Source organism: Leucobacter sp. (genome assembly GCF_053528595.1).
This window is the reverse complement of the sequence record NZ_JAIVPF010000034.1, coordinates 1-14,632: the sequence shown is the minus strand read 5'-3', so window position 1 is coordinate 14,632 and position 14,632 is coordinate 1. Positions and strand designations below refer to the sequence as shown.

At 71.6% G+C, this 14,632-nt stretch carries 16 protein-coding genes; 10 read left to right on the top strand and 6 right to left on the bottom strand.

What is annotated here, in order from left to right:
* Positions 1–3: 3 nt before the first annotated feature.
* A complete protein-coding gene (locus tag ACWKZU_RS06925; protein WP_449281668.1) occupies positions 4–780 on the bottom strand; it encodes a nitrilase-related carbon-nitrogen hydrolase in 777 nt (258 codons plus the stop codon).
* A gap of 258 nt (positions 781–1,038) precedes the next feature.
* On the opposite strand from ACWKZU_RS06925, the gene ACWKZU_RS06920 reads away from it, so the two are divergent.
* Positions 1,039–2,529, top strand: a complete 1,491-nt coding sequence (locus ACWKZU_RS06920) for an APC family permease (protein ID WP_449281667.1) — start codon at positions 1,039–1,041, stop codon at positions 2,527–2,529.
* A gap of 35 nt (positions 2,530–2,564) precedes the next feature.
* On the opposite strand, the gene ACWKZU_RS06915 is transcribed toward ACWKZU_RS06920, so the two are convergent.
* Both ACWKZU_RS06915 and ACWKZU_RS06910 read right to left on the bottom strand, forming a co-directional pair.
* Complete coding sequence (locus tag ACWKZU_RS06915) at positions 2,565–3,581, bottom strand: LacI family DNA-binding transcriptional regulator (protein WP_449281666.1); 1,017 nt, start codon at positions 3,579–3,581, stop codon at positions 2,565–2,567.
* Complete coding sequence (locus ACWKZU_RS06910; protein WP_449281665.1) at positions 3,578–4,603, bottom strand: polyprenyl synthetase family protein; 1,026 nt, start codon at positions 4,601–4,603, stop codon at positions 3,578–3,580. The genes ACWKZU_RS06915 and ACWKZU_RS06910 overlap by 4 nt, the downstream gene beginning before the upstream one ends.
* 160 nt (positions 4,604–4,763) lie before the next feature.
* Between ACWKZU_RS06910 and ACWKZU_RS06905 the strand changes: the two genes are divergently transcribed.
* Complete coding sequence (locus ACWKZU_RS06905) at positions 4,764–5,456, top strand: metal-dependent transcriptional regulator (RefSeq protein WP_449281664.1); 693 nt, start codon at positions 4,764–4,766, stop codon at positions 5,454–5,456.
* On the opposite strand, the gene ACWKZU_RS06900 is transcribed toward ACWKZU_RS06905, so the two are convergent.
* Positions 5,407–5,790, bottom strand: coding sequence for a DMT family transporter (locus ACWKZU_RS06900; protein WP_449281663.1), 384 nt, complete (start codon positions 5,788–5,790; stop codon positions 5,407–5,409). The genes ACWKZU_RS06905 and ACWKZU_RS06900 overlap by 50 nt on opposite strands.
* Position 5,791: 1 nt before the next feature.
* Entirely contained in the window at positions 5,792–6,112 is a 321-nt protein-coding gene (locus ACWKZU_RS06895) for a DMT family transporter (protein WP_449281662.1), read from the bottom strand.
* A gap of 164 nt (positions 6,113–6,276) precedes the next feature.
* Here ACWKZU_RS06895 and ACWKZU_RS06890 point away from each other — a divergent pair, with 164 nt between their 5' ends.
* The gene (locus ACWKZU_RS06890; protein WP_449281661.1) at positions 6,277–6,927 is read left to right on the top strand and encodes an asparagine synthase; all 651 of its coding nucleotides are present in this window, start codon (positions 6,277–6,279) and stop codon (positions 6,925–6,927) included.
* Positions 6,928–6,954: 27 nt separating this feature from the next.
* On the opposite strand, the gene ACWKZU_RS06885 is transcribed toward ACWKZU_RS06890, so the two are convergent.
* On the bottom strand, positions 6,955–7,278 hold the full coding sequence (locus ACWKZU_RS06885) for a GNAT family N-acetyltransferase (RefSeq protein WP_449281660.1): 324 nt from the start codon (positions 7,276–7,278) through the stop codon (positions 6,955–6,957).
* 55 nt (positions 7,279–7,333) lie between these two features.
* Here ACWKZU_RS06885 and ACWKZU_RS06880 point away from each other — a divergent pair, with 55 nt between their 5' ends.
* The 7 genes from ACWKZU_RS06880 to ACWKZU_RS06850 all read left to right on the top strand — a co-directional run.
* Positions 7,334–7,885 carry a hypothetical protein gene (locus tag ACWKZU_RS06880; RefSeq protein ID WP_449281659.1) on the top strand — a complete coding sequence of 184 codons (552 nt, stop codon included), beginning with the start codon at positions 7,334–7,336 and terminating at the stop codon, positions 7,883–7,885.
* Positions 7,885–9,609 carry an adenosylhomocysteinase gene (locus ACWKZU_RS06875; RefSeq protein ID WP_449281658.1) on the top strand — a complete coding sequence of 575 codons (1,725 nt, stop codon included), beginning with the start codon at positions 7,885–7,887 and terminating at the stop codon, positions 9,607–9,609. Before ACWKZU_RS06880 ends, ACWKZU_RS06875 begins: the two co-directional genes overlap by 1 nt.
* A gap of 9 nt (positions 9,610–9,618) precedes the next feature.
* On the top strand, positions 9,619–10,932 hold the full coding sequence (locus ACWKZU_RS06870; protein ID WP_449281657.1) for an amidohydrolase family protein: 1,314 nt from the start codon (positions 9,619–9,621) through the stop codon (positions 10,930–10,932).
* A 117-nt stretch (positions 10,933–11,049) separates the two neighbouring features.
* On the top strand, positions 11,050–11,892 hold the full coding sequence (locus tag ACWKZU_RS06865; RefSeq protein ID WP_449281656.1) for an ABC transporter substrate-binding protein: 843 nt from the start codon (positions 11,050–11,052) through the stop codon (positions 11,890–11,892).
* An 85-nt stretch (positions 11,893–11,977) separates the two neighbouring features.
* Positions 11,978–12,844: an amino acid ABC transporter permease gene (locus tag ACWKZU_RS06860; protein WP_449281655.1), complete on the top strand. Its 867-nt coding sequence runs from the start codon at positions 11,978–11,980 to the stop codon at positions 12,842–12,844.
* Positions 12,841–13,635 carry an amino acid ABC transporter ATP-binding protein gene (locus ACWKZU_RS06855; protein WP_449281654.1) on the top strand — a complete coding sequence of 265 codons (795 nt, stop codon included), beginning with the start codon at positions 12,841–12,843 and terminating at the stop codon, positions 13,633–13,635. Before ACWKZU_RS06860 ends, ACWKZU_RS06855 begins: the two co-directional genes overlap by 4 nt.
* A 188-nt stretch (positions 13,636–13,823) precedes the next feature.
* The coding region (locus ACWKZU_RS06850) for an MFS transporter (RefSeq protein WP_449281669.1) at positions 13,824–14,632 on the top strand (809 nt) is incomplete at its 3' end.

Genomic DNA, 14,632 nt, shown 5'->3' with positions numbered 1-14,632 from the left:
GGATCAGGCGTCGTAGAGCTCGGGACGGCGCTGCTCGAGCATTCCGGTCGGCCCGCCGGTCCTGGGGCCGAGGGTCACGGTCGCGTCGACGGCGCCGGTCTCGGTGCGATCCAGTGCCGCGAGCGTTCCGCCATCGGCGTCGACGATGCGACTCGAACCGCAGAAGCGGTGACCGGACTCGGATCCGACGCGGTTCGCGTATGCCAGCGGGAGCCGGTTCTCGAGTGCCCGCGCGGTGGCCGCGATGCGGTGATCGAGTTCGTAGGGGTGCATGTTCGCGGAGCCCGCTGCGAACAGCTGCGCGCCGCGCAGGGCGAGCGTTCTGGCCACCTCGGGGAACTCCAGTTCGAAGCAGTTGATGACACCGACGCGCGTGCCGCAGACCGCGACCGGCTCGAGATCGGCGCCCGCGGTGAACACCTCCCGCTCCGCGCCGAAGAGATGGGTCTTGCGCACCGGGCGGCGAATGCTCCCGTCGCGATCGATCACCAGATAGGAGTCGAAGTGGCCGGCGGGCGCCGGTTCGACGAATCCGACGAGCAGCGCGGTGCCGGCGTCCCGGCAATGCTCCGCGAGCGACCGGATCCGCGGATCGTCGAGGGTCATCGCCACCTCCTCGAGGCCGGAGGTCTGATAGCCGGTGAGGAACAGTTCGGGGAAGAGGATGAGGTCGGTGTCGCTCGTCGCGAGTGCTTCGCGCACGCGGGCGACGTTGCGATCGACGTCGCGGGGAGTCGGGGCCGCCTGGACGACGGTCAGGCGCAGCTGCGAGGTGATCATGATTCGTGCTCCGATGCGTCATGGTGCGGGCGGGTTCGCGAGACGATCTCGAGTCCAACGAGATGTCTAATCGTTTTGATGATTCGCACCCAAGCAACAGTATCACTTGAATCAAGCTTGTTAAAACGTTTCGGCTCGTGTAGCGTGATCGTCGATCGGACCGCAAGGCGTCGCAGCCTGCCGCGAAGCGATCGCATCCGGGTGGTGCACGCCGACGACGTCGCGCACCGTCTCCGTTCTCGAAGCAAAGGAGTTTCCATGACCACGGCGCCCACGGTGATGAAGAGAGAGTTCACCACGTTCTCCGCGCTGTCAGTCGCGTTCGCGTTCGTCTCGCCGATCGTCGCGCTGTACAGCGTGCTCGGAGTCGGCCTGAGCGTTTCGGGGCCGGCATTCATCTGGGGCGGGCTGATCCTGTACATCGGGCAGTTCATCGTCGTGCTGGCGCTGGGGGTGCTGGCGTCGAAGTGGGCGGACTCCGGCGGCATCTACCAGTGGTCGCGCCGTCTGCTCGGCCATCGCTACGGCTGGTTCGCCTCGTGGACCTACATCTGCACGCTCCTGATCACCCTGCCGGCCGTGGCCTATGCCGGGGCTGTGCTGATCCCGCCGATCTTCGACGTTCCGGCGGCCGGCCACGAGATCGTGACCTGGCTCGCGGTCGGGCTGCTCGCGTTCTCCACGATCGTCAACCTCGCGGGTCGCGTGTTCATCAAGATCCTCATGGTGGGGGTCATCGTGGCGGAAGCCGTCGGATCGGTGGGGGTCGCGATCTGGCTGCTGTGCTTCGACCGCCACCAGGGCCTGGACTACCTCTCGCCCGCGACGCTCGGAGACTACAGCGGCGCGTTCTTCTCCGCCCCGCTCGTCATGGCCATAGCGTTCTCCAGCTACTTCGCCATCGGCTTCGAGAGCGCGAGCTCGATCGCCGAGGAGGTGCGGCGTCCCAAGCGCGCGGTGCCGAAGGCGATGGTCGTCTCCTTCTTCGCGATCATGAGCATCGTGCTCCTCAGCACCCTCGCCTTCACGCTCGCCGTGCCGGGAGACACGTTCCTGCAGGATCCCGACAATGCGGCGGACCCCGCCGTCGCGATCATGGCGTCCGCGTTCCCGGCCCCCGTCTTCCGGGGCATCCTCGCCCTGTTCGTGATCGCCTTCGCCGCGAGCCTCATGACGATCCAGATCACCGTGTCGCGCATCGTCTGGGCGACCGCGCGCAACGGCGAGCTGCCGTTCGCGCGCACGCTCACGCGGCTCTCCGGCGAGACCGGCCTGCCGCGAACCGCCGTGCTCGTGACCGCGCTGATCGCAGCGCTGCTCTTCCTGCCGTTCCAGAGCGAGGGCATCCAGATGGCGCTGATCTCGTTCTCGTCGGTCGGGTTCTTCATCTCGTTCCTGTTCCCGATCCTCGGACTCGCGATCGCGCGGTTGCGCGGCACCTGGCGCGACGATCCCGGCCTGTTCCTCGGGCGAGCGGGCCGGAGCGTCGGCTGGCTGGCGCTGGTCTGGCTGCTGTTCCAGATCGTGAACGTGGCGTGGCCGCGGGAGACCGGCGGCGGATGGGCGGCCGACTGGTCCACCGTGATCGGCGTCGCGGTGGTCGGCGCGCTCGGGGTCGTGGTCGAGGCGTGGGTGCATCGGCGGCGCCTGCATGCGGCTCGTACGGGAACGACGATCGTGGTGTTCGAGCGGGACGAGTCGGAGGACGACGCCGACGAGCTCGAAACGGCGGAGAGCCGCGGGGCGTGACCGCCGCATGGGTCGTGCTCTGGCGCGGCCCGTGCTCAGTCGGAGAGCGTCGAGTCCCGCACGTTGAGCGAGATCGACACGAGTTCGCGGCGTCGGTCGGTGCGACCGTCGAGGGCGTCGACGAGCAGCCCCACGGCGACCTCGCCGAGCTGCACCGGATGCAGGTCGAGGGCGGTGATCGGCTTCTGCAGGCCGTAGTCGAGGTAGCGGCTGTCCGACAGGCTCAGCACCTGCAGGTCGTTCGGGATGTCGAGCCCGAGTGCGAGTGCGCTGCGCTCGGTCGCGTGGGCCAGGGTGTCGAGTGTGGTGAGCACGGCGTCGAAGCGGCGGTCGGGCGCGGCGAGCGCCGCCTGGATCACCGGTTCGGCCTCGTCGACGCGCGGACCCGGGGAGCGGATGATGACCGGTTCGAAACCCGTCTTCCCGCACCATTCGAGGTAGGACGAGAGCTCGTCCCGCACGTAGGAGGAGCTCGTCTCGCTGAGGAAGAGCGCCGTGCGCGACGGCCGGTCGGCGTCGAGGTGGGCGAGGGCGGCCGTGGTACCGGTGAAGAAATCGTTGTCGACCCAGCTCAGATCGGCCGAGTTGCGCCCGATCGTGACGCAGGGAAGACCGGCGCGGACGGCCTCCTCGATCAGGGGGTCGTCGTCGCAGGGATCGACGACGATCAGCCCGTCGGCCGCCGAGAAGAAGTCGCGCGACGAGGTGTGCGACGGGAGCATCGAGAGCAGGAAGCCCCGTTGGAAGGCCTGCACGCTCGCGCCGTTGAGCACGCGGAAGTAGTACTCGACGTCCCACTCGGCCTGCTGCACGGGGTCCCCGGAGCCGACCGGCCTGGGGGAGACCGCGAGCACCAGCGAGCCGGTGCGGCCGGCATTGAGGTTCTTGGCGAGCCGGTTCGCGGTGTAGCCGAGGCGCGAGGCGATATCGATGACGTTCTGGCGGGTGGCCGGCGCCACTCGGCCCTTGCCGTTGAGCGCTTCCGACGCGGTCGCGACCGACACGCCCGCTTCCCGCGCGACGTCCTTGATGGTCGTGCGTCGCTGTTTCATGGAGCCTCGATCCCCTGGTCGATGGTGAACTGCCCGAGGCCGGCGAGGACCGTGCTGAAGATCCGGTCGAGCGCCTCGGGTCGATCCGCCGGTGGGAGCAGCGCATGCGATTCCTCAACCAGAGCAGAGATCCTCGCCGTCGTCAAGCGCGCCACCTCCGGTGCGCCCGCCGCCTCGGCGAGGCGCGCGGGAGTCGCCGTGCCGTCGTCCCCCTCGTCTCCGGCGAGGCGGCGATAGGCGCTCCAGAGCGGGAGCGTCGGGATCCCGTTGCGGAGATCGGCGCCCCGGTCCTTGCCGAGGTCGGCCGCGTCCTCGCGCACGTCGCGCAGATCGTCGAGCAGCTGGAAGGCGAGTCCGAGCCGTTCGCCCGCCGCGCGCAAGCCCGTCGAGTGCTGCGCATCCCGCTGCGTGTCCCGATGCGCGGCGGCTGCTCCGAGCTGGAACGCCGCCGCGAACAGGGCTCCGGTCTTGAGGGCGGCGTAGCGCTCGATGCCGGGGAGCGCGTCGGCGTCCCAGCCGAGCGTCGACTCGATGAGCTGACCTTCGCAGAGGTGGCCGAACGCGATCGCGAGCGGTCCGGAGGCGCGCTCGCCGAGCGGGGCGGCGATCTCGAACGCGAGCGCGACGAGCAGGTCGCCCACCAGGATCGCGGTCGGCGTTCCGGCCGGCACGTGCAGTGCGGGGCGGCCGCGTCGCATCTGCGAGCCGTCGATGATGTCGTCGTGCACGAGCGACGCCGCGTGCAGGAGCTCGATCGCGGCGGCCGCCCGGGTGGCGAACTCGAGATCCGGAGTGCCGTATGCGTGCGCGACGAGCAGCACGGTCCGCGCGCGGAGCAGCTTGCCGCCGGTGAGCGCGTCGACCAGTTCGCCGGGGTCGACGCCGAGCGGGAGCGGTGCCAGCCGGGCGAGCGCATGCGACCGCAGGAGCCCGACGGCCCGGTCGATCCCGGGGTCGACCCCGGGATCGAATCGATGGGGTCGAGCCGACCCCGGTTCGGAGGTGGGGCATGGGCTCGGCATGCTCGGCTCCCTTCTCCGGTTCGATCTCGAGGACGGTATTCAGGATATTGTCGTGGGGTCCTCGGTGCCAAATCGATTCAGCAGTCGCCGTCCGCCCGCGACGCGCCCCGTCTCCCGGCGACCCGGGCCTCCGGAGGGTGCGGCGGCTATCCTGGAGAGCGTGAGTGTTGACGATATCTCGCCGAGCATGCAGAACTACCTCAAGGTGATCTGGGGGCTGCAGGAGTGGTCCGACGCACCCGTCTCGAACTCGGCCATCGCGGAGGCCGCCGGCGTGCGCCTCTCCACCGTCTCCGATGCGCTGCGCAAGCTCTCCGACCTCGAGTTCATCGGGCACGCCCGATACGGCAACGTCACCCTCACCGAACTGGGACGCGAGCACGCCGTCTCCATGATCCGCCGCCATCGGCTGCTCGAGACCTTCCTCGTGCAGATGCTCGACTACGAGTGGGACGAGGTGCACGAGGAGGCCGACCGCCTCGAGCACGCCGTCTCCGACGAACTCATCAACCGCGTCGACCGGGTGCTCGGGTTCCCCAGCCGGGATCCGCACGGCGATCCGATCCCGAGCGCCGACGGCCGCGTGCACCGGCCCGACGCCGTGATCCTCGCCGAAGCCCCGGCGCCCTGCCGGGTGCGCGTCGAGCGCATCTCCGACGCCGACAACGAGATGCTGCAGTACTTCGCGAGCCGCGGGCTGGTGGTCGACGCCCAGCTCGAGGTGCTGCCGGGCGAGCCCTACTCCGAGACGGTGACCGTGCGGGTGGGCGAGACCGCGGCTCCCGTCAGCCTCGGGCCCGCAGCTACGGCGTCGGTGTGGGTGTCGCTGGAGCCGGGCTCTTCGCGAACTTGAGCCCGATCACGCAGCCCACGATCCCCGCGAGGAACAGCAGCTTCAGCGGCGAGGGGTCCTCGCTGCCGATGAGGATCGAGGCGCCGACCGTCAGCGCGGCTCCGAGCCCCGTCCAGATCGCGTAGGCGATGCTCACGGGAATGCCGATCATCGCGTAGCCGAGGCCCGCCAGGCTCAGCACGCAGGCGACGCAGAACACGACCGCGGGCAGCAGCGCGGTGAAGCCGCGCGACTGGTCGAGCGCGATCGCCCACACGGCCTCGAGGCCGGCGCTCGCGAACAGGACGACCCAGTGCACGGGCGTCGCGACCTTCGGACGGCTCTCCGCGGCCACGTCAGCTCACCGCCTTGAGGCCGACGACGCAGCCGACCAGCCCGATCAGCAGCACGACGCGCAGCACGGTGGCGCGATCCCGGCGCGTGATCATCGCCCAGGCCGCGGTGAGGACCGCTCCGATCCCCACCCACACCGCGTAGGCGGTGCCCACGGGGATCCCGGTCATGGCGAAGGCGAGCCCCGCCATGCTCGCGATGAAGGAGACCGCGAACACGGTGCTCGGCCAGAATCTCCGGAATCCCCGTGAGGCATCGAGCGCGGTGGCCCACACGGCCTCCAGCATCCCGCTCAGCAGCAACGCGATCCACGCGAGTGACATGACATCATCTCTCTGGCCGTCGTCAGTGTGCGGGTACAGCTCCCTCGTCCGCGCCCCGGAATACGGGGCCGACCTCCAGTCTCGCACACTTCTCCCGGGCACTCCGATCCGGCCCGCGATAGGCGATAATGGTGGGGATGGTGTGAGGGTCTGAGAGGAGAGCGGTGTTCGGCTGGTCGAAGAAACGCAAGCGCGGCAGCAGCCGTCCGCAACGCCGGCTGCCCCGGCGCGTCCTGGCGCCGGTCGAGGAGATCGTCGAGCAGGGCCTCCTCGTCGCCGACGTGGCCGTGCGCATGACCGTGAAGAACGCCATCATCATGAACGCGCTCAAGCGCCACGTCGACTACCAGGAGTCGCAGATCATCGACATGGTGCGCGAGGCGACCGAGGATCTGGCGCGCGAGCGGGAGCGGGACGCCAAGCACATCTCGCGCATGCGCAACGAGATCCGCGACACCGGCCGGAGCTCCTGGAGCGAATCGGACTACGGCAACGACGACAACCGCACGCTGCGGCATCGGCAGGAGGTGTACGAGCGGGTGGCGGAGGAGCTGCACGCGCGCGCCGCCGACGAGGCCTACCTCGGCGAGACCGCCGAGCGGGCGAGGAATCTGGCCTGGGACGAGATCGGCGATTCGCTCAAGGAGCGGGCGTCCCACCCCTACTACAGCGGTGGGGACAGCGACGAGTACCGCAGCGAGCGCGAGGGCCGCATCCAGCAGCTCATCGAGAAGGATCTGACCGCGCTCATCCAGCAGCAGACCGGTTCGGCCAAGGCTCGCAGGACGAGGCGCAAGGACCGCGAGAGCGCCTGAGGGTCGACGGTCCGGCCGCGGACCCGGCTATCGCTCGAGCACCTCCGGATGCCGCGCGATGTAGCCGTCGATGAACCAGCAGGAGGCCCGCACGCGTCGCTCGCCGACCGCGTCGCCCGTGAGCGCGCGGTGCGCGAGCAGGCGCGAGAGGCCCGTACCGCGCAGGGCGGGCACCACGACCGTGTGGTCGAAGTCGATGACGTCGTCTCCGAACAGCGAGTAGTGCGCCTCGCCGATCAGGCGCTCCTCGCCGGCGCCCCGCTGATAGATCGCGTAGCGGTGCCGTTCGGGCTCGTGGACGATGGTGAAACCGTCGGCGGCCGCCTGGTCCTCATCCAGATATCTCGACATACCGCCAGCCTAGGCGAGAAGCCGGACCCGCGGAACGGGCCGTTATCCTCATATGGTGCGAAAGACTTCCCGGCTTCGAGCCGCCGCCGCGATCGGGGCGCTCTGCTGCGCCCTGACCGGGTGCAGCGGCGAGCCGGAACCGCCGCCGGAGCCGGAGGTCGAGGTGCTGTCGGCCAGCCGGGCGGGCGGGGTGTACCTCGACGCCGTGTGCCCGGTGAACGCGGCTTGGGATGCGGCGGACGTCGAGCTCGACCGCCTGCGCGTGGCGGTGGGGCGCGGCGAGGCGGCGCAGGCCGACACGCGTCTGTTCGCGGACGCGATGGAGGCGGTCGCCGCGGCGAGCGGGCGCGCGGCGGAGGGACTCGATACCGAGCAGCAGGAGTGGCCGAGGAGCACGGAGGCGGCAGTCGAGGCCGTGCGCGACACCCTCGAGGCCGATCGGAAGCAGGCGAAGCGGGTTGCGAAGCTCGACGCCGGCGAGGCGGTCGGCTACGCCTGGCAGGGGGCCGCGGAGTCCGCGCAGGCGGCCTCGGAGGCGCGGGCCGCGCTCGGGCTGCCGGAGGATCCGGTGGCCGCCTGCGCGCAGTGGGAGGAGCGGTCTCGCTGATGGAGCGAACGGATCACCGGTCGGCCGGCCCGGAGCTGGCGGTGGAGCGCGCGGTGCGGGCGGCCGCCCGGGCGGGCAACCGCCTGCTCGCGGGCGGCGTGGCCGACGTCGCGGTGTCGGACCCGCGCACGCGCGAACTGCTGCTCGTGGCCCTCGCGCGCATGGGTGTGCGCGGGCCGCGCGAGGCGGAGGCGCCCGCCGAGTTCGTGTTCCGAGACCGGACGGACGACGGAGGCGGGGCCGCCCTCGGAGCCGGGGGACTGCCGCCGGTGGTCGTCGGGCTCGACGGCGGAGTGGCGTCGGCCCGGGACGACGGCGCGGGGTCGAGGATCGCCTGGGCCGCGCGGGGCATGCGGGCGACCGCCGCGCTCGCCGCGCGGCTGCGCGCCGGTCGAGAGGGCGAGGGCGTCGCGCCGAGGATCGCGGTGAGCCTGGTGCTCGAGCCGAAGACCGCGGCTCTCGTGCTCGCCCTCGCCGAGGCAGGCTGCGAGGTGGCGCTGTTCAGCGCGGTGTCCGAGACCGATCCGGAGGTGGCGGCGGCGCTCGCCGCCGACGGCCGCGTCGCCGTCTTCGCGCCCACGGCCGACTGCGAGGATCCCGACGAGGCGCGCCGTGCGGATGCCGCGCACGCCGCAGGGGTGCTCGATTGGCGGCCCGACTATCTCGTCGACGACGGCGCGCACCTGATCCGCCTCGCCCACACCGAGCACCCCGAGGCCCTCGCGACCCTGCGGGGTGCGGCGGAGGAGACGACGAGCGGCGTGCGCCCGCTGCGCGAGATGGCCGCGGAGGGCGCGCTGCGCATCCCCGTGATCGCGGTCAACGACGCGCGCACCAAGACCGGCTTCGACAATCTCGTCGGCACCGGGCAGTCGTGCGTCTTCGCCGCGGCGGACCTGCTCGACGCGGCGGCATGGGGCGGGCCGGGTGCGGTGCGCGCCGTCGGCGGCGGATATCGGGGCGCGGCCGGCACCCGGTGGGCGGTGATCGGCTACGGCCCCGTGGGCGTGGGCACGGCGCGATTCGCGGCGGCGCTCGGCGCGCGCGTCACGGTGGTGGAGCGCGACCCGGTGCGCGCCCTCGCGGCGCTGCACGACGGCTTCGAGGCCCGGAGCGCCGCCGAGGCGCTGCCCGGGGCCGACGTCGTGGTGAGCGCGACGGGGGTGTGGCACACGCTCGACGCCGCGGGCTTCGCGCGGCTGCGGCCCGGTACGGCGGTCGCCGTGGCCGGCGGCATCGACGACGAGCTGGCCCTCGACGAACTCCGGGCCGAGGGGTGGGGGAGCGCGGCGGTCGTCCCGGGCGTGGACGAGTGGACGCCGCCGGGCGCCGACCGCGGGGTGCTCGTGCTCGCGGGCGGCGGGGGCGTCAACTACACCGCTTCGGAGGGCAATCCGATCGAGGTCATGGACCTCTCGTTCGCGACGCAGATCGCGGCCCTGATGCGGCTCATGCGCGACGAGCTGCCGGCAGGCGTGCACGCGCTCTCCACGGCGGAGGAGCACCTCGTGGCGCGGGCCGCGCTCGCGACCCGCGGCGCCGACGCGGATCCCGCGCCCTCCGACGCGCGGCCGGGCGGCGCCGCGCAGCCCTGGACCGTGCACCGCTACCGCGCCTCCGCTCCATCGGACGGGGCGCACAGCCCGGACGGTGATCGCCGCTCGGGCGGGAGCCGCGATCCCGGTCCGGGCGACGATCACGGCGGGCGACCCGTGAGCCTCTAGAATCTACGGGTGAGCACCGAACCGCAGACCGTCGTCTACAGCGCATCGCTCGTGTTCCCCGTGACGAGCCCCCGCATCCCGGACGGGGCCGTGGCCGTGCGCGGCGGGCGGATCCTGCACGTCGGCGACCGGCGTTGGGTGCTCGACGCGCTCGAGGGCCGGGGAGCGGGCTATCGCGAGGAGCACTGGGAGGGCGTGCTGGCCCCCGGCCTGGTCAACGCCCACACACACCTGCAGTACACCCGCATGGCCGAGGTGGCGAGCCGCAACTACACCGGCTTCGATCACTGGGGCGACGCCTTCGACGCGGTCTACGCGCGGGGCGAGCACGACTGGGCGGCGGCGGCGGCGGACGGCGCCGCGCAGTGCCTCGCGGCGGGGGTCACGGCCGCCGCCGACGTGGTCACCGACCGGGAGGCGCTCGGCGCGCTGCACGACGCCGGCATGCATGGCATCGCCTACTGGGAGGTCTACGGCAAGAGCAACGCCGACTGGGACGCCGCGGCCCGCGAGGAGGTGCGGGACCAGATCCGGAGCATCCCGACCCCGCCGGGCGCGGGGGTGTCGCCGCACGCCCCCTACTCGCTGGAGGTGCAGCCGCTGCTCGAACTGCCCGACATCGTGCGCGAGGAGGGGCTGCGCCTGCACATCCACCTCGCCGAGGCCCACATGGAGCGGGAGTTCGACGGCATCGACGGTTACGTGGGGGCCGGCCCGGGCGGCCACGGCGAGTGGCCCGAGCTCGGCGCGGACAGCTTCCGCGCGCTGCGCTCGCACGGCATCGGCGTCTCCTCCACGCAGTTCGTCGATCACCTCGGCGTGCTGGGCCCCGACTGCCACATCGCGCACGGCGTGTACGTGAGCGCCGAGGACCGCGCGCTGCTGCGCGCCCGCGGCACGAGCGTGGCGCTGTGCCCGCGTTCGAACGAGGTGATCGGCCTCGACATGCCGCCCGTCGCGGCCTATCTGCGCGAGGGCAACCTCATCGCCGTCGGCACCGACTCGCTCTCGTCCTCGCCCTCGCTCGACCTGCTCGCCGATGTCGCGGTGCTCCACCGGGTGGCCCGCAAGCAGGGGTACCGCGGCGACGACCTGCACCAGCGGCTCTTCACGGCCGCGACGCTCGGCGGGGCGGCGGCGCTCGGGCTGCACGTGGGCCGGGAGCGCATCGGGCAGCTGGGTGTGGGCGCGGTCGCCGACCTCGCCTTCTTCGACGTGCAGGCGCGGGATCCCGACGTGGCGCTCGCCGAACTCGTCGAGGACGGGGCCGGTCGCGCGCGACGCACGATCGTCGCCGGTGCGGAGCGGCACCGCCTCGTGTGACCCCGGGTGACGCGCCCCCGCGCCGGACGCCGTCCGGCGTCTCGTAGAATGAACACCGGTCTGCGCGGAACCCTCCGCGCGCTCGGATTCCGTCGTCCACGGAGAAGGAGAACCCCCATGCCCCGCTCTTCCCGCCTCGCCTCGGCCGTCGCCGTTGGCGCCGCAGCGCTGCTCGTCCTCACCGCCTGCGCGGGCGGCGGTTCCTCCGACGCCGCGGACGACACCGCGGCCGTCGGCCCCGTCACCGAGGGCAAGCTCACGATCGCGACCGGCGAGCCGGCCTACGCCCCCTGGGTGCTGAACGACGACCCCGAGAGCGGCGAGGGCTTCGAGGCCGCCGTCGCCTACGCCGTCGCCGAGGAGATGGGCTACGCCGCCGAGGACGTCGTGTGGGTGCGCACGAGCTTCGACTCGGCCATCGCCCCGGGCCCGAAGGACTTCGACCTGAACATCCAGCAGTTCTCGGCGACCGAGGACCGTGCCAAGGCCGTCGACTTCTCGTCGCCGTACTACGTGACCAGCCAGGCCGTCGTCGCGGCGGGCGGCACCCCCGCCGCGGAGGCGAAGAGCATCGCCGACCTCAAGGACGTCGTGCTCGGGGTCGCCTCGGGCACCACCTCGCTCACGGTGGTCGAGGAGGTCATCGCACCCGATCAGGACCTGCAGGTCTTCAACAGCGTCGACGACGCCGTGGCCGCGCTGCAGAACGGCACCATCGACGCCCTCGTCACCGACCTGCCCGGCGCCTTCTACGTGCGCGACGCGCAGCTGGACGACGGCGTGATCGTGGGGCAGCTCGAGTCGGCCGAGGGCGGCGACGAGTTCGCCTTCGTGCTGCCGAAGGGCTCGGCGCTCACCGCCGACACGACGAAGGCGGTCGACGCCCTCCGCGAGAACGGCACCCTGGCCGAGCTCGAGACCGAGTGGCTCGCCGACCAGGGCGCCCCGGTCCTCCAGTGACCCGAAGGACCGTCCTGCGCGCGCGAGGCGCATCGCAGGTCGGTCCGCCTCGCATGGATCCCGCGACCGGCCCCGGCCGCACGGGATGACGGATGGGAACCCCGTGACGGCAGAACCAGTCAGCTCCATCGAGCTCGAGCGGCGCGCCTACCGCCGCGCCCGCAAGCAGCGCTCGATCCTCGTCAGCGTCGTCAGCACGCTCGTGTTCGCGGCCGCGATCGCCGTCGTGCTGGTGAACAGCCCCGGATGGGATCGCGTGCGCGAGACCTTCTTCGACCCGCAGGTGGCGGTCGAGTCGTTCCCGCGCGTCATCAAGGGCCTGTGGCTGAACATCCAGGTGCTCGCCGTCGCGGCGCTCGGCGTCGCGATCCTCGGCACCCTGCTCGCGATCGCGCGCACGCTCAAGGGAGCGGTGTTCACCCCGATCCGGCTGCTCGCGGCGGGCTACACGGACATCTTCCGCGGCATCCCGGTGCTACTGGTGCTGTACCTCGTGGGCTTCGGCATTCCCGGCCTGGAGCTCACCGGCCGCATGCCGGCGCAGTTCTGGGGCACGATCGCGCTGATCCTCTGCTATTCGGCCTACGTCGCCGAGGTGCTGCGGGCCGGCATCGACGCGGTGCATCCGTCGCAGCGGCTCGCCGCCCGCTCGCTGGGGCTCAGCCACGGCAGGACGCTGCGCCTGGTCGTGATGCCCCAGGCCGTGCGCAAGGTGACCCCGGCGCTCATGAACGACTTCGTGTCGATGCAGAAGGACGTGGGCCTGATCTCGGTGCTCGGCGCGGTCGACGCGGTGCGTGCGGCGCAGATCGAGGTGGCGTCGAGCTACAACTTCACGCCCTACGTGCTGGCGGGAGTGCTCTTCGTGCTGCTGTCGTGGCCGTTCATCCGCCTCACCGACTGGATGACGGCGCGGGCGCAGCGGCGCGAGCAGGTGGGAGGCACGGTATGACCGGAACGACGCGGCAGGCGCAGGAGCGGGATCCCGCACCCGTGCTCGAGGTGCAGGGGGTGCACAAGCGCTTCGGCGAGCACCCGGTGCTGCGGGGAATCGACTTGACGGTCGGCCGGCACGAGGTCGTGGTGCTGATCGGCGCCTCCGGCTCGGGCAAGTCGACGCTGCTCAAGACCATCAACCTGCTCGAGCAGGTCGACGACGGACGGATCCTGCTGCACGGCGCCGACGGCGCCGCCGAGGACATCACCGACCCCCGCGCCGACGCCGACCGGGTGCGGGCGCGGATCGGTGTGGTCTTCCAGCACTACAACCTCTTCCCCCACATGAACGTGCTCGACAACGTCACCCTCGCGGCGCGCAAGGTGTTCCGCACCTCGCGCGCCGAGGCCGAGCGCACCGGTCTCGCGCTGCTGGAGCGCATCGGCCTCGACGACAAGGCCGAGGAGTACCCGGACCGGCTCTCGGGTGGTCAGCAGCAGCGCGTCGCGATCGCCCGCGCCATCGCGACCGATCCCGAACTGCTGCTGCTCGACGAGATCACGAGCGCGCTCGATCCCCAGCTCGTGGGCGAGGTGCTCGACCTCGTGCGCGAGTTGAAGGCGGCGGGGTCCACGATCGTCATGGCCACGCACGAGATGTCGTTCGCGCGCCGGGTGGCCGACCGGGTCGTGTACCTCAAGGACGGGGTGATCGTCGAGTCGGGACCGCCGCGGCAGATCTTCGAGGCTCCCGAGCGGGAGGAGACGCGGGAGTTCCTGCGCCGCCTGCGCGATCCGTTCGCGTAGCCTCCGGCCCGCCCGACGGCCCCGCGAGCGGGGCGAGTCGGAACGCCGGCCCGGGGGTTGCGCACCGGGCAGCAGGCCGTCGGGATTTCCGATAGAGTAGATCTCTTATGTCTCAATCTGCCGGGGAAACCACCACGTCGCCCACCACCGTATCCTCGCAGCCCGCCGGAACCATCGACCCCGCGGGCATGCGGGTCATCTGGCTGCTGCTCGCAGCCGCCTTCGTCGCGATCCTCAACGAGACGACGATGGCGATCGCCATCCCCTCGCTGAACCAGACGCTCGGGATCCCGCCGGAGCTCGGCCAGTGGCTCACGAGCGCCTTCATGCTCACGATGGCGGTCGTGATCCCGACCACCGGATTCCTGCTGCAGCGCTTCACGACCAGGCAGGTCTTCATGGCGGCGATGATCGCCTTCGTGCTCGGCACCGCGATCTGCCTCGTCGCACCCGGGTTCCCGGTGCTGCTGCTCGGCCGCATCGTGCAGGCCGCGGGCACCGGCGTCATGATGCCGCTGCTCATGACGACGATGATGAACGTCGTGCCCCCGCACTCGCGAGGGCGCATGATGGGCCGGGTGGGCCTCGTGATGAGCCTCGCTCCCGCCCTCGGACCGACGCTCTCGGGCGTGGTGCTCGACACCCTCGGCTGGCGCTGGCTGTTCGGGATCATCCTCCCGATCGCCGTGGTGGCCCTGCTGCTCGGTGCGAAGTGGATGACGAACCTGGGCGAGACGACCCGCGCCCCGATCGACGTGCTGTCGATCATCCTGTCGGCCTTCGCGTTCGGCGGCATCGTCTTCGGCCTCAGCCAGCTCGGCGGGGGCCACGGCGGGTCGGCGGGCGGCGGGGCGGCGCCCTGGGCCGTGATCGCGGGCGGCGTCGTGTTCCTCGGGCTGTTCGTGTGGCGCCAGCTGGTGCTGCAGCGGGTGGACGACGCGCTGCTCGACCTGCGGGTCTTCGCCTCGCGCAACTACGTCGTATCGGTCATCATCAT

Bases quoted from the DNA above. Each gene is read 5' to 3' on its own strand.
- ACWKZU_RS06875 (WP_449281658.1), top strand. From the start codon at position 7,885: ATGGAGCGAACGGATCACCGGTCGGCCGGCCCGGAGCTGGCGGTGGAG.
- ACWKZU_RS06860 (WP_449281655.1), top strand. From the start codon at position 11,978: ATGACGGATGGGAACCCCGTGACGGCAGAACCAGTCAGCTCCATCGAG.
- ACWKZU_RS06915 (WP_449281666.1), bottom strand. From the start codon at position 3,581: ATGAAACAGCGACGCACGACCATCAAGGACGTCGCGCGGGAAGCGGGC.
- ACWKZU_RS06910 (WP_449281665.1), bottom strand. From the start codon at position 4,603: ATGCCGAGCCCATGCCCCACCTCCGAACCGGGGTCGGCTCGACCCCAT.
- ACWKZU_RS06865 (WP_449281656.1), top strand. From the start codon at position 11,050: ATGCCCCGCTCTTCCCGCCTCGCCTCGGCCGTCGCCGTTGGCGCCGCA.
- ACWKZU_RS06885 (WP_449281660.1), bottom strand. From the start codon at position 7,278: ATGTCGAGATATCTGGATGAGGACCAGGCGGCCGCCGACGGTTTCACC.
- ACWKZU_RS06895 (WP_449281662.1), bottom strand. From the start codon at position 6,112: ATGTCACTCGCGTGGATCGCGTTGCTGCTGAGCGGGATGCTGGAGGCC.
- ACWKZU_RS06925 (WP_449281668.1), bottom strand. From the start codon at position 780: ATGATCACCTCGCAGCTGCGCCTGACCGTCGTCCAGGCGGCCCCGACT.
- ACWKZU_RS06920 (WP_449281667.1), top strand. From the start codon at position 1,039: ATGACCACGGCGCCCACGGTGATGAAGAGAGAGTTCACCACGTTCTCC.
- ACWKZU_RS06855 (WP_449281654.1), top strand. From the start codon at position 12,841: ATGACCGGAACGACGCGGCAGGCGCAGGAGCGGGATCCCGCACCCGTG.